Raw genomic sequence first — 18544 nt, 5'->3', positions numbered from 1 at the left:
TAACAAAACGGAGAACTGGCGATGACCACACCACGTGACACCCGCGACTACCAGGCCGCCGACGCTGCGCACCACATCCATGCGTTCGTCGATCAGAAATCCCTCAACGACGAAGGGCCACGGGTGATGGTCCGTGGCGAGCGCCTGCACCTGTGGGACAACGATGGCCGGCGTTACCTCGACGGCATGTCCGGGTTGTGGTGCACCAACCTCGGTTATGGGCGCAAGGACCTGGCCGCCGCGGCGAGCCAGCAACTGGAACAGCTGCCGTACTACAACATGTTTTTCCACACCACCCACCCGCAGGTGATCGAGCTGTCGGAGCTGCTGTTCAGCCTGCTGCCGGCTCACTACAGCCACGCGATCTACACCAACTCCGGCTCCGAAGCCAACGAGGTGTTGATCCGCACGGTGCGTCGTTACTGGCAGGTGCTCGGCAAGCCCGAGAAGAAAGTCATGATCGGCCGCTGGAACGGCTACCACGGTTCGACCCTGGCCGCGACGGCGCTGGGCGGCATGAAATTCATGCATGAAATGGGCGGCATGATTCCGGACATCGAGCACATCGACGAGCCGTACTTCTTCGCCCACGAAGGCAACCTGACACCGGCCGAATTCGGTCTGCGCGCGGCCCAGCAACTGGAAGCGAAGATTCTGGAACTGGGTGCGGACAAGGTCGCGGGCTTTATCGCCGAACCGTTCCAGGGCGCTGGCGGCATGATCTTCCCGCCCGAAAGCTACTGGCCGGAAATCCAGCGCATCTGCCGCAAGTACAACGTGCTGCTGTGCGCCGATGAAGTGATCGGCGGCTTCGGTCGTACCGGCGAATGGTTCGCCCACGAGTACTTCGGTTTCGAGCCGGACACCCTGTCCATCGCCAAGGGCCTGACCTCGGGCTACATCCCCATGGGCGGCTTGATCCTGTCAAAAAAAATGGCCTCGGTACTGGTGGAGCAGGGCGGTGTGTTTGCCCACGGCCTGACCTATTCCGGGCACCCGGTGGCGGCGGCGGTGGCGATTGCCAACCTCAAGGCGCTGCGCGATGAAGGCGTGGTGACGCGGGTCAAGGACGACATCGGCCCGTACCTGCAACAGTGCCTGCGCGAAGTGTTCGGCAAGCACCCGCTGGTGGGCGACATTCAGGGCACCGGCATGGTCGCGGCGTTGCAACTGGCTGAAGACAAATCCACTCGCAAGCGTTTTGCCAACGAGAACGACATCGCCTGGCGCTGCCGCACGATTGGTTTCGAGGAGGGGGTGATCATTCGCTCGACCCTGGGCCGGATGATCATGGCGCCGGCGTTGATTGCCAGCCGTGAAGAGATTGATGAGCTGATCAGCAAGACCTTGAAAGCGGTGGATCGCACGGCGCAGGAATACGGCCGGCTCTGAGATTGCTGGAAGGCCCTTCGGGCCTTATCGCGAGCAAGCTCGCTCCCACATTGGATTTGTGCCGATCTCGGTAATGAGGTCGGCATAGAACCCCTGTGTGCGAGCCTGCTCGCGAATGCGACAGACATAAAAGATCGCAGCCTTCGGCAGCTCCTACAGGGGATCGCATTCCAATGTAGGAGCTGCCGAAGGCTGCGATCTTTTGCTGTTCTCAAGCTTTGCACCCACCTCGGGCATCCCCGCCCACAGCGCCCTTTCGCAGTGCGCGCTAACCAGTTTTTTCATCACTCGCATCCACATATTTCCTCATTTTCCTAATCCCGCCCTTGGGCCAACATCGATCTCGCCAGCCCACCGAATGCTGCCCGCCGAAGGGTCCCCCGAGAGACCACAGGTTGCAGCCGATTCAGGGCTCGCCGTACTGCCCATGACAAAACTAAATCAACAGCTTTGGGAGTGCTCCATGATCATGTCCTTGCTTACCCGCGTTGCCCATCCACTGGCGGTCACCGCCATCGCCGCGACGGTCGCCACCAGCGCCCAGGCCGGCACCCTGTCCATCGGCCATACCACCTGGGTCGGCTACGGCACCCTGTACCTGGCCCAGGACCTCGGCTACTTCAAGGAAAACGGTTTGACCGTCGAGTTGCCGGTGGTCGAAGAAGCGGCGATGTACATGGCCGCACAAGCTTCCGGCGAGTTGTCGGGCTCGGCGTCGACCATCGACGAGGTACTCAAGTACCGTCCGCAATTCTGCTTCAAGGCCGTGGCCGCGCTGGACGACAGCCATGGTGGCGACGGCGTGCTGGTAGGCAAGGACGTCAAGAGCCTGCAGGAACTCAAAGGCAAGGCCGTTGCGGTCAACGAAGGTTCGACCTCGCAGTTCTGGCTGTCCTATCTGCTGAAAAAACACGGCATGAGCATGAGCGACATCACCGTGCAGAACATGACGGCCGATGACGCCGCCACCGCGTTCATCGCCGGCCGCGTACCGGCCGCCGTGACCTGGGAGCCGCACCTGTCGATGGTTCGCGACAAAAAACAGGGCAAGGTGCTGATCGACAGCAGCAGCACACCGGGGGTGATCGTCGACGTGGTCGCACTGAACTGCAGCGTGATCGAAAAGCAGCCGGAAGACGTCAAGGCCCTGGTGGCCGGTTTGTACAAAGCCGTGCAGTACACCAAGGATCATCCACAGGAAGCCTACAAAATCATGGCCAAGGGTGTCGGCGGTTACCTGGCCGATCCGAAGGAAATGGAAGCGGCCGCCCAGGGCGTGCGTTTCTACGATCAGGCCATGAGCGAAAAGCTGCTGGGCTCGCCGGGCAAGCCGGGTGACAGCGCACCGCTGATCAAACTGGCCAACGAGACCGCCAGCGAGCTGCAAGGCAAGCCCTACAACGTCAGCAATGACGACCTGATCGACAACCGTTTCGTCACCCCGCTCTAGGAGGCTGCATGTTCAAGCGCAATTCATGGCTGAGCCGCTGCATCACGCCCAAGACCGGTTTGCCGGTCTCGGTGATCTGGAGCGCGAGCGGCCTGGCCTGGGTGCTGTTGGTCGGCCTGTGGGCCGGCTTGTCCTACGGTGGCGTGGTGCCGGGCATGTTCCTGCCGACGCCGGGCGCGGTAGTCGAGGCCGCCGTGCGCCTGGGTCGCGATGGCACCCTCAGCCAGCATGTGTGGGCCAGCGTCGAAGTGGTGATGGTCGGTTTCATCGTGTCGTCCCTGGTGGCGGTGCCGCTGGGACTGTTGATGGGCAGCTTTCGCATCGTCCAGGCCTTCCTTGAGCCGCTGGTGAATTTCATTCGCTACCTGCCGGTGACCTCGTTCGTGCCGCTGTTCATCCTGTGGATCGGCATCGGTCTGGAGCAGCGGGTGTCGGTGATCATCTTCGGCGTGTTCTTCCAGCAACTGGTGATGATCGCGGACGTGTCCAAAGGCATCTCCAAGGACCTGATCAATGCCTCCTATACCCTCGGTTCCAATCGCTGCGATGCGGTGCTGCACGTGATCGCTCCGGCCTCCCTGCCAGGTGTGCTCGACACCCTGCGCGTGACCATGGGCTGGGCCTGGACTTACCTGGTGGTGGCTGAACTGGTCGCCGCTTCCAGTGGCCTGGGTTACCTGAGCCTCAAGGCCATGCGTGGCTTCCAGGTGGATGTGATTTTCCTCGCCATCGCGATCATCGGCCTGCTGGGCCTGGTCACCGATCAACTGTTCCGTTTCCTACGTCTGAGGATCACCGCATGGGCTCAGTAACCGCCGCCACTCATCGTTTTGTCGCCCCCCAGGCTGCCCCGGTGAACGCGCCTCGGCTGAAAGTGGACAAGGTCAGCCTGAGTTACAAGAAACCCGATGGCGGTACCTTTACCGCGTTGGAGGAAGTGTCGTTCGAGGTGCCGGACCAGCAATTCGCCGTACTGGTGGGGCCTTCGGGTTGCGGCAAGTCGAGCCTGCTGTACCTCACCGCCGGCCTGGCCGAACCGACATCAGGCGAGATCTACGTCGGCGGCCAACAGGTGGAGGGCCCCGGTGCGGACCGCGGCATGGTGTTCCAGAGCTACACGTTGTTCCCGTGGCTGACGGTGCGGCAGAACGTCGAATTCGGCCTCAAGCGTCGCGGCATGCCGGCGGCGCAACGCAAGGACATCGTCGATTACTACGTCAATGAAGTGGGCCTGAGCGGCTTTGCCGACAACTACGCCAAGCAGTTGTCCGGTGGCATGATGCAGCGCGTCGCCATCGCCCGCGCACTGGCCAATGACCCGCAGATCCTGCTGATGGACGAACCCTTCGGCGCCCTCGACAGCCAGACACGCCTGCAAATGCAGCAGTTGTTGCTGCGGGTGTGGGGTAACAGCAAGAAGACCGTGCTGTTCGTGACCCACGACATCGACGAGGCGATTCTGCTGGGCGACCGGGTATATGTGATGGGCGCCAGGCCGGGGCGGATCAAGCAGATTCTGGATGTGCCGATCGAACGCCCGCGCAACTTGGACATGGTCATGGAGCGCTCGTTCATCGAGATGAAGCGCGAGATCTTCGGGCTGCTGCATGATGATCTGGAGGAGGTGCATTAAGTCAGGTTTGCACAGACCCTGTGGGAGCGGGCTTGCTCGCGAAAGCGGTGTATCAGACAACATTGATGTCGGATGTACTGGCCTCTTCGCGAGCAAGCCCGCTCCCACAGGTTTTGCATCTGACTTGAATGAGGCACTAAGGCGCAACCGGCAACAGAAACCGCGCAATCACCGGCAGGTGATCGGAGATACGCAACGTATCATCCTGCCGCACCGTCGCCTCCACCCGTTTGATCCGCGGGCTGTAGAACAGGTAGTCGACGGTCCGGTCCGGGCCGTTCAGATCGGGATCGTTCGGGTAATGGGTCAGCCAGCGTTCGCGGTCGATACCACCGGCTTCGTTGTTGGTCGGGATCATCGGGTACTTGTCCCACAGCAGGTGCAACGGGCTGTCGGCGGAGTAGGGCGCGCGTTGTGCATCGGACAGGCGTCGATACTGGCCCAGCGGCAACAGGTTGAAATCCCCACCGATCAGCCACGGCGTGCCACGGCTTTCGAGTTTATCGAGGGCCCTGGCCACGGCGTTCACCTGGTTCTGCAAGGTATTGTCGGCTCGATTGGCGCGGTCCAGATGGGTATTGAGTACCGCTATTTTCCCGCCATCACTGAACGGCAAATAACTCACCAGCAAGGCGTCTTTGGGTTTGAATTGGCGGCTGAGCGGATTGCCCGAGGCGATGGGCAGTTGCAGCCGTTCGGCATGTTCGATCTGGTAACGGCTCAGGGTCGCCAGTTGCCGGCCGACGCTGCCGAAGATGTGCGGGTTCGGCACGAAGTCGGCCTTCCAGTCGAACGCGCTGGTGCCACACGGATACAAGTCGGCGAGCCGTTCTTGCAGCAGTTTGAACTGGCGCTGGTAATCGCTGGCCTTGGCGCCGTCGTCCAGTTCCTGCAACAGCACGATGTCCGGCTGTTCGTCGCGAATCACCCGCGCCACTTCGTCGAGGCTGAAGGCCATGTCTTCCGCTGTGGGACGTTCGTCGGTGCCGGCGGCCAGGTCATTCCAGAATACGTAGCGCTTGCCGGCCAGGTACTGGACGTTCCAGGTCATCACCTTCAACGCCTGCCCGGGGACCAGGGAGGGGGCCTGGGCGCTGCAACTGACTGGCAACACTTCTTTGGCATCGGGGCGCCAGGTCAGGCTGTAGATCATCGCGGCGATCAGGCCGGTCATGATCAGCAGGCCCAGCAGGGTGTAGCGCAGTAGACGGGTCATGGCTCGACTTATTAGCGTTACAGGATTGTTGCCGAGCATACCCGAGAGCGATGGTCGCGCCCAAGGTCAGAGCGAGCTGTCATTTCTCTCAGGCAACGGGTTGATCAGCATGAACAGACGGAACAGCACCACGCTGGTAAACAGCTGCAGGAAACTGTGGGCGCTGTCGATCAGCACTGAAACCACCGGGTTCTGAGGTTCCGGATACGCCGCCAGCGTCACGCCTTTGAGCAGCCACAACGGCCCCATCACACACAGAATGCACAGCAGGATGCGCAAGAAATGCCCCTGGGTCATGCGCAGGCTTTCCTTCATGGCCGCCAGCGGCGCCAGGCCGCGCAACACCAACAGATATTCGCCAAACGCCAGGGTCACCATCAGGTAGATACCCGGCAGGAAATACAGCGACAGGCCCAGCAGAATCAGCACGGTATTGAGCGCCGTCAGCAGGGCGAAGCGCGGCCACAGGTAGGCGGACCTGGACAGCAACTCGCGGTTGCTCGGCGATTCGCCGCGGCTGCGGGCGTCGAGAAACAGAATCAGCGCGGCGGTGTACAGCGGGTACACCAGCAAGCCGACAATCACGCTGATGCCGGGGAAACTGTCCGGCTCCGTGGAATGGTCGACCACTTGTTGCAGCAGTGCCTCAAGCATCACCAGCGGCAGGCACAGCTGCACGATCTGGCGCAGATTGCGCTTGAAGAAATACAGGGAGTCACGCAGCACATCTAACGGATTCATCAGTTGGTATCGCAGGTTGGAAGCAGTGGCTCACTTTAACCGATCAAACGCCGGGGGACGCAAACGTAAACGTTCGGTAAAGGACATTGAAACATCTTGTTTCAGCCTCCATTAAGGTCGAGCACCTTATCCTCATTGGATAAAGGCAACGATTTCCCCGGCAATCTACGAGGTCGCCATGAACAGCGAAGAACAAACCCTGATCGATGGACTGTTTTCCCGGCTGCAACAGGCCGAAACGGACTCAGCCCCGCGCGACGCCCAGGCCGAGGCGCGGATCAAGGAACACCTGACGCGCCAGCCCGCGGCAGGTTATTTCATGACCCAGGCGATTCTGGTGCAAGAGGCGGCGATCAAGAGCCTCGATGAGCAGAACAAACAACTGACCCGGCAAGTCGAGCAATTGCAGGCCGAACTGCAACAGGCCAAGGCCCAGGCGACCCCGGCTCCTGCGCCGAGTAGCGGTGGCTTTTTGTCGAGCATCTTTGGCGGCAGCTCTCGCGAGCCACAGCCCGCGCCAACCCAGAGCGCACCACCATCGAACGGTGGCTGGCGTGAGCCGGGACGCTCATCGTTCGGATCGCAACCGCCGCAGCAGAACTTCGGCGCGCCGCCGCAAAACTATCCACAGCAGGGCTATGCACCCCAGCAACAGGCACCGGCAGCGGCCGGCAGCAGTTTCCTCGGTGGTGCGCTGAAAACCGCCGCCGGCGTGGCGGGTGGCGTGATGCTGGCACAAGGCATCAGCAGCCTGTTCCATCACAATCAGCAACCGGAAGTCGTCGAAGTCATCAAGGAAGAGCCGGCCCAGGTCAACGACCAGGGCAACAATGGCTGGGGCGATGACCAGCGCATGGCCGGTAACGATTCCTACAGCAACGATCAGGGCGGGTTCAGCGACGCCGACTACAGCGATGACAGCTCATCGTTCTTCGGCGGCGACGACGATTCCTTCGTCTGACAGATCTGTGGCGAGGGAGCTTGCCCTTGCCACATAGCCGATTATTCGCGGAACAATCCTTCGGGCTGGCATACTGGGCGACTTTTCGGGCCTGGTGCCTGATTCAGCCTTGAGGAAAGCCGGTGAAAAAAATCGCAGTGTTCGCCGATGTCCAGAACCTCTACTACACCGTGCGTCAGGCCTATGGTTGCCACTTCAACTACGCCGCACTGTGGGCTGACATCAGCAAACAGGGCGAGATCGTCGAAGCCTACGCCTACGCCATCGACCGTGGCGACAGCAAACAGCAGCAGTTCCAGCAGATCCTGCGCAACCTCGGTTTCACCGTGAAGCTCAAGCCGTACATCCAGCGCAGCGATGGTTCGGCCAAGGGCGACTGGGACGTGGGCATTACCCTCGACATCATGGATGCCGCCGATCATGTCGATGAAATCGTCCTGGCCTCCGGCGACGGTGATTTCGACATGCTGCTGGAACGCATCATCAGCAAACACGGGGTGCAAGCAGTGGCCTACGGCGTGCCGGGCCTGACCGCCAACTCGCTGATCCGCGCCGCCAGCCGCTACGTGCCGATCGAAGGCGCGTTGCTGCTCAAGAATTGATTTTTACGGAGTTGAACCAGGTTTGGAACGCATAGCAGTCATCGACTTTGAAACCACCGGGATCTCCCCGAGCAGCAGCTGCCGGGCCACGGAAATCGCCGTGGTGATCCTTGAACAGGGGCGCATCGTCGAGCGTTACCAAAGCCTGATGAACGCCGGCGTGCGCGTCCCGGCCTTCATCGAACAACTCACCGGCATCAGCAACGCCATGCTGCGCACCGCGCCGTCGGCGGAGCAGGTGATGAATGAAGTGAATGAATTCGTCGGTACCACGCCATTGCTGGCGCACAATGCCGCGTTCGACCAGAAGTTCTGGGACTTCGAGCTCGGGCGAATCAAACGCACCCGCTTGCAGAACTTTGCCTGCTCGCTGCTGCTGGCCCGCCGCCTGATGCCCGCCGCACCGAACCACAAACTCGGCACCCTCACCACGTTCGCCAACCTGCCTCACACCGGCAAGGCCCACCGGGCCACGGCCGATGCCGAGATGGCGGCCAACCTGACGGCGCACCTCGCTGACGAACTGCGGCAGAAGCATGGCTTGCGCGAGCTGTCCCATGACTTGTTGTGCAAGTTGCAGAAGATCCCGGCGGCGAAAGTGGGCGAACACCTAAAGCGCTATCGCGGGTTCTGAAAACACCGCACATCCCCTGTAGGAGCTGCCGAGTGAAACGAGGCTGCGATCTCTTGATCTTGATTTTGAAAATCACAGTCAAAAGATCGCAGCCTCGTTTCACTCGACAGCTCCTACAGTCCTTTATTTGCCATTCCCCTCAATGTGCCCCAATGGCACCCGCTTCTCTATCGCACTCGACAACACAATCGACGTCTTGCTGAACCCGAACGTGGCGATCCGGTTGATCAGTTCTTCCAGCTCCGGCATCGAGCCCACCGCCGCTTGCATGATCACGCACGGGTCACCGGTCACCCGATGGCATTCGGTCAACTGCGGGATTTTGATCAGGTCGTCGTAGGCTTTCTGGTTGCCGTGCTGGTTCAGGCGCAGTTCGATCACGCACTGGATCGGCAGGCCGAGCTTGGCCATGTCGACCTTCGCCTGATAGCCGGTGATCACGCCGCTGGCTTCGAGCTTGGCCACGCGCTCGGCCACGGCCGGGGCGGACAGGTTGACCTTGCGCGCCAGGTCCGCGTAGGACGCGCGACCGTTTTCCAGCAGGGCGCTGAGCAGCATGCGGTCGTACTTATCCATCGGGGTGACTCCTGAAAATGGTCGACTTTCGAAAACACGGTTTATAGCGCTGAACTCCATGTTTTGAAAAGTGTACTGGCGCTTTAAACAGGTTTTGTAGCTTATTTTCCGACCCTGGCCTTTCTAGAATAGTCGTTCACTTGTCCTTGCCTGTGAGCTGCCCCCATGTCCGGCCTTCGTCGCTTTCCCTTACCCTTGATCGCTGCCTTCTTCGCTTTGTATGTGATTTGGGGTTCGACCTACCTGGTGATCCGCATCGGCGTGGAGTCCTGGCCGCCGTTGCTGCTTGCGGGCATCCGCTTCGTGATCGCCGGAGCCTTGATGTATGCCTTCCTGCGCTGGCGCGGGGCGCCGGCACCGACATGGGCGCAGTGGAAAGCCGCTGGCATCATCGGGATCTTGTTGCTGGCGTGCGGCAATGGCGCTGTGAGCGTGGCCGAACACACGGGCGTGGCTTCCGGGGTGGCCGCTTTGGCGGTGGCGACGGTGCCGTTGTTTACCCTGCTGTGCGGATATTTCTGGGGCGCGCGTAATACCCGTCTTGAATGGGCCGGTATTGTGCTCGGGATGATCGGCATTGCGATGCTCAACCTGGGTTCCAACCTGCAATCGAGTCCATTGGGTGCGGCGTTGCTGATTTTTGCTGCGGCGACCTGGGCGTTTGGTTCTGTTTGGAGCAAACATTTGCCGCTGCCTCAGGGCGCGATGGCCAGCGCCGTGGAAATGCTGGTGGGCGGTGTGGTGTTGCTGATCGCCAGCGCAGTCAGCGGTGAGCACCTGGAAAAGGTGCCGCCGATCGAAGGCTGGGCTGCGTTGGCGTACCTGACGGTGTTTGGTTCGATCATCGCCTTCAACGCCTACATGTATCTGCTGAAACACGTGCGTCCGGCCGCTGCGACAAGCTATGCCTACGTCAACCCGGCGGTGGCGGTGTTGCTGGGGATCGTGTTCGTCGGCGAAACCATCGGTATCGAAGAAGCCCTGGCGATGGCGGTGATCATCAGCGCCGTGGTGTTGATCGGCTTGCCACAATGGCGTCGCACGCCAGAGCGGCCAGTGGTGGCGACGGCAGTGCCGACAGAATCCCGTGTGAATTAGGGTAAACTGCGCGGCATTGCATCTTGTTTTGCACACTTGTTTTGAACAACCCGCGCTGAATTTTCCTACGGTACTCCCATGACTTTCGCCACCCTTGGCCTGATCGAACCCTTGCTGCGCTCCCTCGAGACGCTCGGCTACCAGACTCCGACGCCGGTTCAGGCGCAAGCCATTCCGGCGGTGCTGGCCGGTCGCGACCTGATGGCCGCGGCCCAGACCGGCACCGGCAAGACCGCCGGTTTCGCCCTGCCGCTGTTGCAACTGCTGGCCATGGAAGGGCCGAAAGTCACCGCCAACTCAGTCCGCGCGCTGATCCTGGTACCGACCCGCGAGCTGGCCGAGCAGGTTCACGAAGCCGTGCGCCAGTACGCCGAGAACCTGCCGTTGCGTACTTACGCGGTATACGGCGGCGTCAGCATCAACCCGCAGATGATGAAGCTGCGCAGTGGTGTCGACCTGTTGGTGGCGACCCCGGGCCGCTTGCTCGACCTGTTCCGCCAGAACGCGCTGAAGTTCAACCAGCTGCAGACCCTGGTGCTGGACGAAGCCGACCGCATGCTCGACCTGGGCTTTTCCGAGGAGCTGGCGAACATTTACCGCGCGCTGCCGAAGAAACGTCAGACGTTGCTGTTCTCCGCGACCTTCTCCGATGACATCCGCCTGCTGGCCGGGCAGATGCTCAACGACCCGTTGACCATCGAAGTCAGCCCGCGCAACGTCGCGGCCAATACGGTCAAGCAATGGATCGTGACGGTGGACAAGAAGCGCAAGCCGGAGCTGTTCGTGCACCTGATGCGCAAGGGCAAGTGGAAGCAGGTACTGGTGTTCGCCAAGACCCGCAACGGCGTGGATGCGCTGGTGGATAAACTTCAGGGCCTGGGCATCAATGCCGACGGCATTCACGGCGACAAACCCCAGGCGACTCGTCAGCGCGCACTGGATCGTTTCAAAGCGAGTGAAGTGCAGATCCTGGTCGCCACCGACGTGGCGGCCCGTGGCCTGGACATCGAAGACCTGCCGTTGGTGGTCAACTTCGATTTGCCGATCGTTGCTGAAGACTACATCCACCGCATTGGTCGTACCGGCCGCGCGGGTTCGACCGGCGAGGCGATTTCCCTGGTCTGCGCCGATGAAGTGAATCTGCTGTCGGCCATCGAGATGCTGACCCGCCAGACCTTGAAGCGGCAGAACGAGCCGGACTTCGAACCCGAGCACCGTGTGCCGGACACCGATGCCAGCGGTCAGGTCGTCAAGAAACCGAAGAAACCGAAGAAACCGAAGGCTTCCGGTGGTGGCGGTGGTAAGCGCAATCTGGGTCGTTGGGTTGATAGCGGTGAGGTTGCGCCGGCGGAGCCTTCGATCAAGCCTGTGCGCAAGGTGCCGGTGTTCAATACCGGGCCGCGTAAGCGTAAGCCTTGATTTACCTCTGCGTCTGTTAGGCCGCCTTCGCGAGCAAGCCCGCTCCCACACTGGATCTGTGTTGTTCACAAATCCCCTGTGGGAGCGGGCTTGCTCGCGAAGGGCGCGCCTCGGTCTTCAGCCCTTGCGCTGCAACCATTCCACCATCCCCAACCCTGCCGCCCGCCCGCTGGCGAAACACGCGGTCAGCAGATAGCCGCCGGTCGGCGCTTCCCAATCGAGCATTTCCCCGGCGCAGAACACGCCAGGCAGTTGCTTGAGCATCAATCGCTCATCCATCGCCTCGAACAACACCCCGCCAGCGCTGCTGATGGCCTCGTCCAGTGGACGGGTTTTCACCAGTGTCAGTGGCAACGCCTTGATCGATTTGGCCAGCAAGGCCATGTCGGCAAAGCAGTCGGCGCTGGTCAGTTCACGCAATAGCGCCGCTTTGACCCCATCGATACCCAACTGACTGTGCAGGTGCTTGGCCATGGAGCGCGATCCCCGGGGTTTGCTCAACCCCGCCGCAACTTTATCCACAGGCCGGCCCGGCAACAGGTCCAGATGAATGGTTACCGATCCGTGCCGGTTGATCGCCTCGCGGATCGGTGCCGACAGGGCGTAGATCAGACTGCCTTCGATTCCGGTGGCGGTAATCACACATTCGCCGAGTCGCGGCACATCATCGTTAAGGCCGATGGCGATGTTTTTCAGCGGCGCGCCGGCGAATTTGCTGACCATCAATTCGCTCCAGGCCTGCACCTCGAAGCCGCAATTACTTGGCTGCAACGGCGCCAGTCCTACGCCGCGTTGCTCCAGTGGCAGCATCCATACGCCGTCCGAACCCAGTCGCGACCAACTGCCGCCGCCGAGGGCGAGCAGGGTGGCATCGGCATGAACGGTTTTTTCGCCTTCCGGGCTGTCGATGCGCAATCCGCCACGCTCGTCCCAGCCGAGCCAGCGGTGGCGGGTGTGGATAACTACGCCGCTGTCGCGCAGGCGCTTGAGCCAGGCACGCAGCAATGGAGCGGCTTTCATGTCGGTGGGGAATACCCGGCCGGAGCTGCCGACGAAGGTTTCGATGCCCAGGTCATGAATCCACTGGCACAGCGCTTCGGCGCCAAAGCCGCGCAGCAGTGGGGCGATCTGCGGGGCGCGTTCGGCGTAGCGCGAGAGAAACGCCGGGTAGGCTTCGGAGTGCGTGATGTTCATGCCGCCGACGCCGGCCAGGAGGAATTTTCGTCCGACCGAAGGCATGCCGTCGTACAGGTCGACCTTGATCCCGGCCTGGCTCAACACTTCGGCCGCCATCAGACCGGCGGGGCCGCCGCCGATGATGGCGACGTGAGGGGGGAGGGCTGACGAGGATTGGGTCATGGGATGCGCTGCGGTCTGGCGGGATAAGCCGCGCATTCTACCAGCCCCGTCCCCTGTGGGAGCGAGCTTGCTCGCGATTGCGGTGTGTCAGATACATGGATGTTGGATGTGCCGACGCCATCGCGAGCAAGCTCGCTCCCACAGGGATGATCGGTGTATTGGACGGCTGGTTAAAAAACAACCAGTGTTCTGTAGCCTATACGCAGCATGGGCTGTAGGCCCTTTCACTCAGGTTATCCACAGGCAGTTCCACAGGCATTGTGGGTAAAACATCCACAGCTCAGTGACAACCTGATGACTGCCAGACGCGCTGCGCGCTGTGATGGAGGATGCCGTGACGGCGGGCCAGGGCCTGGCGATCCTTGCTGTAGCCGCCGCCGATTACCCCGACCAGCGGAATGTCGCGGCCCAGGCAATGGCGCATCACGCTTTCATCGCGGGCGGCGACGCCTTCGTCTGTCAGCTTCAGATAACCCAGGGCATCGTCCTTATGCACATCGACCCCGGCGTCATACAGCACCAGATCCGGTTGGTAGAGCGGCAACAGGTAGTTGAGGGCATCGTCCACCACCTTCAGGTAGTCGGCATCGCCCATGCCGTTGGGCAGAGGAATGTCCCAATCACTTTCGGCCTTGCGCGCAGGAAAATTCTTTTCGCAGTGCAAGGAAACGGTCACCGCCTCTGGAGTGTTGTGCAGTATTCGTGCAGTCCCATCACCCTGATGCACATCGCAATCGAAGATCAGCACCCGATTCACCCGACCACTTTCCAGCAGGTAATGACTGATCACCGCCAGGTCATTGAAGATGCAGAACCCGGCCGGGTAGTCGTAGTGCGCATGGTGGGTGCCGCCCGCCAGGTGGCAGGCCAGACCATGCTCCAGCGCCTGCTCGGCCGCCAGCAACGAGCCACCGACCGCCCGCACCGTACGCCGGGCCAGGGCTTCGTTCCAGGGCAGGCCAAGGCGGCGCTGGTCTTCGCGGGATAATTCGCCACTCATGTAGCGCTCGATATACGAAGGGTCATGGGCGAGGACGAGAATCTCTGCCGGACACAGTTCCGGGCGCAGCAAATCGGCGTCACTTGTCAGGCCGCTCTCCACCAGGTGATCGCGCAACAGGCGGAACTTGTCCATGGGAAAGCGGTGATCCGCCGGAAACTCGGGACTGTAGTCTTCGTGATAAATCAGCGGGAGCGGCATGATGATTTCATTCAGGAATGAGAGACGGATCCTACCAGCGTTGTAGACTTGCGACATTGAAATGGAGGGGCGGGGCACGATGGAGCCAATACTGGAACTTGAAAGCGCTCGGCTGCTGTTGCGCCAGTGGCGCGATGAAGATTTACCTGACTTTGCGGCGATGTGTGCCGATCCGCAGGTGATGCGCTATTTCCCGGCAACCTTGAGCCGGCTGGAAAGCGCATCATTGATCGGGCGAATCCGTGGTCATTTCGCCGAGCACGGTTATGGTCTCTGGGCCTTGCAGCGAAAAGACTCTGGCCAGTTCATCGGCTTTACCGGGCTCGGCGTGGTCGGATTCGACGCGCCTTTCACTCCCGCCACGGAAATCGGCTGGCGCCTGGCCCGCGAGCACTGGGGCCTCGGCTATGCCAGTGAAGCGGCGTGGACCGCTCTGCGCTGCGGGTTCGACCGCTTGCCGCTGAAAGAGGTCGTGGCCTTCACGACGCAAACCAATCTGCCGTCTGAGAAAGTCATGCAGGCCATCGGCATGCACCATGATCCGGCGGATGACTTCGATCACCCGCGACTCGAAGCCGGTCATCCGTTGCGTCGGCATGTGCTTTATCGCATCAGCCGCGAGCAATGGCTGCAAACCTTGCATGGATAACCTGACACGGACGTTTACAATGGCCCTCATGGGCAGAGTCCAGAAACTGAATCGAGCGTTGCAGCCAAGGCTGCGCGGCAATGTTTTGCGTGAGGAGCATCTGAATGAGCCAAGTGTTGGATGATCTGGTCGACCTGCTGACCCTGGAACCGATCGAAGAAAACCTGTTCCGTGGCCGCAGCCAGGACCTGGGCTTTCGTCAGCTGTTCGGAGGTCAGGTGCTCGGCCAGTCGCTGTCGGCGGCCAGTCAGACGGTTGAAGAGGCGCGCCATGTGCATTCGATGCACGGCTATTTCCTGCGTCCGGGCGATGCCGGGTTGCCGGTGGTGTATCAGGTTGACCGGGTGCGTGACGGTGGCAGTTTCAGCACGCGCCGGGTGACGGCGATCCAGAAGGGCCACCCGATCTTCACCTGCAGTGCGTCGTTCCAGTACGACGAAGAAGGCTTCCAGCACCAGACCGAAATGCCGCAAGTGGTCGGTCCGGAAAACCTGCCATCGGAGCTGGAGATCACCCAGCAGCGCGCGCACCTGATCCCCGAGAAAATGCGCGAAAAGCTGCTGTGCCCGAAGCCGATCGAATTTCGCCCGGTGACCGAGAAAGATCCCTACAACCCGCTGCCCTCCGATCCGGTCAAGTACGTCTGGTTCCGCGCCGACGGAGCATTGGCCGATTCGCCGGCGCTGCATAAATACCTGCTGGCCTATGCATCGGACTTCGGTCTGCTGGTCACCTCGATGCAGCCCCACGGCAAATCGGTGTGGCACAAGGACATGCAGGTCGCCAGCCTCGATCACGCGCTGTGGTTCCACCAGGATCTGCGCGCCGATGACTGGTTGCTCTACGCGATGGACAGTCCGTGGGCCGGCAACTCCCGTGGATTCTCCCGTGGCAGCGTGTTCAACCGCGCCGGACAATTGGTGGCCTCGGTCACCCAGGAAGGCTTGATCCGTCACCGCAAGGATTGGGCATGAGCCTGGCCGACGTGCGTCACTGGGTGTTCGACATGGACGGCACCCTGACGGTGGCCGTGCATGACTTCGCGGCGATTCGCGTGGCATTGGCGATTCCTGCCGAACACGACATCCTGACCCACCTCGCCGCACTGCCCGCTGATGAAGCTGCGGCCAAGCATGCGTGGCTGCTCAAGCATGAGCGGGACCTGGCCCTCGGTTCGCAACCGGCGCCGGGCGCGGTGGAACTGGTGCGTGAACTGGCCGGGCGCGGTTATCGCCTGGGCATTCTCACGCGCAATGCCCGGGAGCTGGCACATGTCACGCTGGAGGCCATTGGCCTGGCCGACTGCTTTGCGCTGGAGGATGTGTTGGGCCGCGATGATGCACCGCCCAAGCCGCATCCGGGCGGGTTGCTGAAACTGGCCGAAGCGTGGAAGGTGCCGGCGAGCGAGATGGTGATGGTCGGTGACTACCGGTTCGATCTCGATTGCGGGCGAGCGGCGGGGGCGCGCACGGTGCTGGTGAATCTGCCGGATAATCCATGGCCGGAACTGACTGATTGGCATGCGGCGGATTGTGTCGAGTTGCGGCAGATGCTGTTGGCTTGAAGAATTTGTCGCCTGCTAAATCGCCATCGCGAGCAAGCTCGCTCCCACAATAGGTCTGTGTGGACTCGATATCGAGTATCTCCAGAGAACCACTGTGGGAGCGAGCTTGCTCGCGATGGCGTTAGATCCGGCACTGCAAAACCTACTGCCCAAACAAAGCCTTCTGCCCCTCCGTCGAGGTAAACATCCCGTCCCCATCATGCCCGACTCCGGGCACTTCTATCAGTTGCTGCTTCAACCCTTGCGGTTGCAACCGCTTCAGATAATCGAAGTAGTAACGCCCGCGGGCCAATCGAGACGGCCCTTGCGCCCTGGCTTCACAGCTCTTGTCCAGCGCCGGATGATTAGGGTCGATGTCCTGCTGCCCCAGCAGATAAACGACTTCACGCTTGAGGTAACTTTCCTGCAGCTGCGCGGCAGTTTGCCCCTCTGCGTAGGCCGGTAAATTCGCCAGCCCGTACTTCCAGCGATTGAAATTCGGGCAACCGGCGTGGCTGAATGCCACCGGCCGGCGCTCATCGAAATAAGCGTAGGAGGACGGATTGGCGATCACGTAGCGCACCTGCACGCCGGCCGCATCGAGGTCGGATTGCGCGTGACCGAGCAATGCATAGCGCTGAACCACCTGCGCGCCGCCGGAGTGCCCGGCAATGACGATTTGCTTCACATCCGGAAACTGCTGACGGTCACCCAAGCGGGCGATGATTTCGTCGAGCGCCGCGTAGGAACTCAGCCGAAACGGTGCCGTGGATTCGCCACCGGCCATCCATTCATTGCCTTGCCAGCGCAAAACCGTGTCGGCCACCGGATGGAGCGCAACGTCGGTTTCATTGAGGAATTGCGGGGCGATCACCAGGGTCGTTGCGCTTTGCCCGGCCAGTTCGGCCGCGTGCTCACCGCTCTGCAGATAGGTTTGCGCGTTGCGCAAGCGACCGTGGAGGATGATCAGCACCCGTTCGATTTTTGCCGGGGCGGGGCTGATGCCCACCGCGATTTCACCTGATTTCAACAGCAGGCGCCCTGAGCTGAGGTCTTTGACCCCATGCTCGGCGGCCTGGGACGTTGCGCAAGTAAATAGAACAACCAACAACCACTTCTTCATTTACAGATTTTTCGCCGCAAAGGTATCGCACTGGCCAACCTGGCCTTGGGCGAAACCGGTTTTGAACCAGCGCACCCGTTGCGCCGACGTACCATGGGTGAACGAGTCCGGGACCACGCGGCCCTGACCCTGTTGCTGCAAACGATCGTCGCCGATGGCGTTCGCTGCGTTCAGTGCTTCTTCGATGTCGCCCGGTTCCAGCCAGTTCAGGCGCTTCTGCGCATTGTTGGCCCAGACGCCGGCCAGGCAATCGGCCTGAAGTTCCTGGCGAACCAGCAAACCGCCGTCGCCTTCCATCTGCCGGCCTTGCTGGCGTGCTGCCTGAATTTTCGCGGAAACCCCGAGCAAGGTCTGCACGTGGTGTCCGACTTCGTGAGCGATCACGTAGGCCTGGGCGAAGTCGCCCGCGGCGGAAAAGCGTTGGGACATCTCCTGGAAGAACGCCATGTCCAGGTAGACCTTCTGGTCGGCCGGGCAATAGAAGGGGCCGGTCGCCGAGGTGGCCAGACCGCAGGCCGAATTCACGCGGTTGCTGAACAGCACCAGAGTCGGGTCCTTATATTGGCGGCCGGCCTGCTGGAATATCGCGCCCCAGGTGTCTTCGGTATCGCCGAGGATCGAACGCACGAATTCCGCGCTCTCATCATTGGCCGGCGGTGCCTGGCGACTCTGGTTGGTGGCGGGTGCCGATTGCTGCTCCATTTGCCCGGTCAGTTGTCCGAGGATTTGCAGCGGATCCTGGCCGGTGATCCAGCCGATGCCGACAATCAGGAGGATTGCCGTCAGGCTCAAGCCCTTGCCGCCACCAAAACGCATGCCGCCGCCACCGCCGCCAACCTCATCGCCACGGGCGTCGACCACGTTGTCGCTGCGTCGGCCTTTTTTCCATAGCATGTGGGAATCCTCTTCTGTTCCGGGTAAAGCTCCGAGCGATGAGTGTTGCTGCC

At 61.3% G+C, this 18544-nt stretch carries 19 protein-coding genes; 12 read left to right on the top strand and 7 right to left on the bottom strand.

Annotation, left to right across the window (positions count from 1 at the left end):
- The first annotated feature begins 21 nt into the window (after nucleotides 1-21).
- The 4 genes from AC3IP0_RS24825 to AC3IP0_RS24810 all read left to right on the top strand — a co-directional run bounded on the left by AC3IP0_RS24825 (nucleotide 22) and on the right by AC3IP0_RS24810 (nucleotide 4475).
- Complete coding sequence (locus tag AC3IP0_RS24825) at nucleotides 22-1392, top strand: aspartate aminotransferase family protein (protein WP_489317338.1); 1371 nt, start codon at nucleotides 22-24, stop codon at nucleotides 1390-1392.
- Between the two features lie 463 nt (nucleotides 1393-1855).
- On the top strand, nucleotides 1856-2842 hold the full coding sequence (locus AC3IP0_RS24820) for an ABC transporter substrate-binding protein (RefSeq protein ID WP_489317337.1): 987 nt from the start codon (nucleotides 1856-1858) through the stop codon (nucleotides 2840-2842).
- Between the two features lie 8 nt (nucleotides 2843-2850).
- Complete coding sequence (locus tag AC3IP0_RS24815) at nucleotides 2851-3654, top strand: ABC transporter permease (RefSeq protein ID WP_489326127.1); 804 nt, start codon at nucleotides 2851-2853, stop codon at nucleotides 3652-3654.
- Nucleotides 3642-4475, top strand: a complete 834-nt coding sequence (locus AC3IP0_RS24810; protein ID WP_090451570.1) for an ABC transporter ATP-binding protein — start codon at nucleotides 3642-3644, stop codon at nucleotides 4473-4475. Before AC3IP0_RS24815 ends, AC3IP0_RS24810 begins: the two co-directional genes overlap by 13 nt.
- A gap of 136 nt (nucleotides 4476-4611) precedes the next feature.
- Here AC3IP0_RS24810 and AC3IP0_RS24805 read toward each other — a convergent pair whose 3' ends face one another.
- Together AC3IP0_RS24805 and AC3IP0_RS24800 are read right to left on the bottom strand one after the other, a co-directional pair.
- Nucleotides 4612-5691, bottom strand: coding sequence for an endonuclease/exonuclease/phosphatase family protein (locus AC3IP0_RS24805; protein WP_489317335.1), 1080 nt, complete (start codon nucleotides 5689-5691; stop codon nucleotides 4612-4614).
- A 66-nt stretch (nucleotides 5692-5757) separates the two neighbouring features.
- Entirely contained in the window at nucleotides 5758-6432 is a 675-nt protein-coding gene (locus AC3IP0_RS24800) for a YciC family protein (RefSeq protein WP_353741629.1), read from the bottom strand.
- Between the two features lie 178 nt (nucleotides 6433-6610).
- Here AC3IP0_RS24800 and AC3IP0_RS24795 point away from each other — a divergent pair, with 178 nt between their 5' ends.
- From AC3IP0_RS24795 to AC3IP0_RS24785, 3 genes are all read left to right on the top strand, one after another.
- A complete protein-coding gene (locus AC3IP0_RS24795) occupies nucleotides 6611-7393 on the top strand; it encodes a DUF2076 domain-containing protein (RefSeq protein WP_489317334.1) in 783 nt (260 codons plus the stop codon).
- Between the two features lie 122 nt (nucleotides 7394-7515).
- Nucleotides 7516-7995 (top strand): LabA-like NYN domain-containing protein, encoded by a 480-nt coding sequence (locus AC3IP0_RS24790; protein ID WP_007990686.1) that lies wholly within the window; start codon nucleotides 7516-7518, stop codon nucleotides 7993-7995.
- Between the two features lie 22 nt (nucleotides 7996-8017).
- The gene (locus AC3IP0_RS24785) at nucleotides 8018-8629 is read left to right on the top strand and encodes a 3'-5' exonuclease (RefSeq protein ID WP_489326125.1); all 612 of its coding nucleotides are present in this window, start codon (nucleotides 8018-8020) and stop codon (nucleotides 8627-8629) included.
- A 123-nt stretch (nucleotides 8630-8752) separates the two neighbouring features.
- Here AC3IP0_RS24785 and AC3IP0_RS24780 read toward each other — a convergent pair whose 3' ends face one another.
- On the bottom strand, nucleotides 8753-9205 hold the full coding sequence (locus AC3IP0_RS24780; protein ID WP_007990688.1) for an Lrp/AsnC family transcriptional regulator: 453 nt from the start codon (nucleotides 9203-9205) through the stop codon (nucleotides 8753-8755).
- Between the two features lie 165 nt (nucleotides 9206-9370).
- On the opposite strand from AC3IP0_RS24780, the gene yedA reads away from it, so the two are divergent.
- On the top strand, nucleotides 9371-10303 hold the full coding sequence (gene yedA, locus AC3IP0_RS24775) for a drug/metabolite exporter YedA (protein ID WP_489326124.1): 933 nt from the start codon (nucleotides 9371-9373) through the stop codon (nucleotides 10301-10303).
- 78 nt (nucleotides 10304-10381) lie between these two features.
- Nucleotides 10382-11722 (top strand): RNA helicase RhlE1, encoded by a 1341-nt coding sequence (rhlE1, locus tag AC3IP0_RS24770; protein WP_150726987.1) that lies wholly within the window; start codon nucleotides 10382-10384, stop codon nucleotides 11720-11722.
- A 117-nt stretch (nucleotides 11723-11839) separates the two neighbouring features.
- Here rhlE1 and AC3IP0_RS24765 read toward each other — a convergent pair whose 3' ends face one another.
- Nucleotides 11840-13081 (bottom strand): TIGR03862 family flavoprotein, encoded by a 1242-nt coding sequence (locus AC3IP0_RS24765; RefSeq protein WP_489326122.1) that lies wholly within the window; start codon nucleotides 13079-13081, stop codon nucleotides 11840-11842.
- 280 nt (nucleotides 13082-13361) lie between these two features.
- On the bottom strand, nucleotides 13362-14282 hold the full coding sequence (locus AC3IP0_RS24760; RefSeq protein WP_489317330.1) for a histone deacetylase family protein: 921 nt from the start codon (nucleotides 14280-14282) through the stop codon (nucleotides 13362-13364).
- A 79-nt stretch (nucleotides 14283-14361) separates the two neighbouring features.
- Here AC3IP0_RS24760 and AC3IP0_RS24755 point away from each other — a divergent pair, with 79 nt between their 5' ends.
- The 3 genes from AC3IP0_RS24755 (at nucleotide 14362) to AC3IP0_RS24745 (ending at nucleotide 16495) form a co-directional block, all read left to right on the top strand.
- On the top strand, nucleotides 14362-14931 hold the full coding sequence (locus AC3IP0_RS24755; RefSeq protein WP_489317329.1) for a GNAT family N-acetyltransferase: 570 nt from the start codon (nucleotides 14362-14364) through the stop codon (nucleotides 14929-14931).
- 104 nt (nucleotides 14932-15035) lie between these two features.
- Nucleotides 15036-15905: an acyl-CoA thioesterase II gene (gene tesB, locus AC3IP0_RS24750; protein WP_046041726.1), complete on the top strand. Its 870-nt coding sequence runs from the start codon at nucleotides 15036-15038 to the stop codon at nucleotides 15903-15905.
- Entirely contained in the window at nucleotides 15902-16495 is a 594-nt protein-coding gene (locus AC3IP0_RS24745) for an HAD family hydrolase (protein ID WP_489326120.1), read from the top strand. Before tesB ends, AC3IP0_RS24745 begins: the two co-directional genes overlap by 4 nt.
- A gap of 142 nt (nucleotides 16496-16637) precedes the next feature.
- On the opposite strand, the gene AC3IP0_RS24740 is transcribed toward AC3IP0_RS24745, so the two are convergent.
- Nucleotides 16638-17597 carry an alpha/beta hydrolase gene (locus AC3IP0_RS24740; RefSeq protein ID WP_489326119.1) on the bottom strand — a complete coding sequence of 320 codons (960 nt, stop codon included), beginning with the start codon at nucleotides 17595-17597 and terminating at the stop codon, nucleotides 16638-16640.
- Entirely contained in the window at nucleotides 17598-18491 is an 894-nt protein-coding gene (gene ypfJ, locus AC3IP0_RS24735; protein WP_489326118.1) for a KPN_02809 family neutral zinc metallopeptidase, read from the bottom strand.
- Nucleotides 18492-18544: the final 53 nt, after the last annotated feature.

Source organism: Pseudomonas sp. GL_103 (assembly GCF_057835175.1).
Note: the sequence above shows the minus strand (reverse complement) of the source record. Positions and strands in the feature narration are given on the sequence as shown.

What these genes read in the sequence shown, in the direction of transcription:
- AC3IP0_RS24825 (WP_489317338.1), top strand. Translation starts at nt 22, where the DNA reads ATGACCACACCACGTGACACCCGCGACTACCAGGCCGCCGACGCTGCG.
- AC3IP0_RS24820 (WP_489317337.1), top strand. Translation starts at nt 1,856, where the DNA reads ATGATCATGTCCTTGCTTACCCGCGTTGCCCATCCACTGGCGGTCACC.
- AC3IP0_RS24815 (WP_489326127.1), top strand. Translation starts at nt 2,851, where the DNA reads ATGTTCAAGCGCAATTCATGGCTGAGCCGCTGCATCACGCCCAAGACC.
- AC3IP0_RS24810 (WP_090451570.1), top strand. Translation starts at nt 3,642, where the DNA reads ATGGGCTCAGTAACCGCCGCCACTCATCGTTTTGTCGCCCCCCAGGCT.
- AC3IP0_RS24805 (WP_489317335.1), bottom strand. Translation starts at nt 5,691, where the DNA reads ATGACCCGTCTACTGCGCTACACCCTGCTGGGCCTGCTGATCATGACC.
- AC3IP0_RS24800 (WP_353741629.1), bottom strand. Translation starts at nt 6,432, where the DNA reads ATGAATCCGTTAGATGTGCTGCGTGACTCCCTGTATTTCTTCAAGCGC.
- AC3IP0_RS24795 (WP_489317334.1), top strand. Translation starts at nt 6,611, where the DNA reads ATGAACAGCGAAGAACAAACCCTGATCGATGGACTGTTTTCCCGGCTG.
- AC3IP0_RS24780 (WP_007990688.1), bottom strand. Translation starts at nt 9,205, where the DNA reads ATGGATAAGTACGACCGCATGCTGCTCAGCGCCCTGCTGGAAAACGGT.
- yedA (WP_489326124.1), top strand. Translation starts at nt 9,371, where the DNA reads ATGTCCGGCCTTCGTCGCTTTCCCTTACCCTTGATCGCTGCCTTCTTC.
- rhlE1 (WP_150726987.1), top strand. Translation starts at nt 10,382, where the DNA reads ATGACTTTCGCCACCCTTGGCCTGATCGAACCCTTGCTGCGCTCCCTC.
- AC3IP0_RS24765 (WP_489326122.1), bottom strand. Translation starts at nt 13,081, where the DNA reads ATGACCCAATCCTCGTCAGCCCTCCCCCCTCACGTCGCCATCATCGGC.
- AC3IP0_RS24760 (WP_489317330.1), bottom strand. Translation starts at nt 14,282, where the DNA reads ATGCCGCTCCCGCTGATTTATCACGAAGACTACAGTCCCGAGTTTCCG.
- AC3IP0_RS24755 (WP_489317329.1), top strand. Translation starts at nt 14,362, where the DNA reads ATGGAGCCAATACTGGAACTTGAAAGCGCTCGGCTGCTGTTGCGCCAG.
- tesB (WP_046041726.1), top strand. Translation starts at nt 15,036, where the DNA reads ATGAGCCAAGTGTTGGATGATCTGGTCGACCTGCTGACCCTGGAACCG.
- AC3IP0_RS24745 (WP_489326120.1), top strand. Translation starts at nt 15,902, where the DNA reads ATGAGCCTGGCCGACGTGCGTCACTGGGTGTTCGACATGGACGGCACC.
- AC3IP0_RS24740 (WP_489326119.1), bottom strand. Translation starts at nt 17,597, where the DNA reads ATGAAGAAGTGGTTGTTGGTTGTTCTATTTACTTGCGCAACGTCCCAG.
- ypfJ (WP_489326118.1), bottom strand. Translation starts at nt 18,491, where the DNA reads ATGCTATGGAAAAAAGGCCGACGCAGCGACAACGTGGTCGACGCCCGT.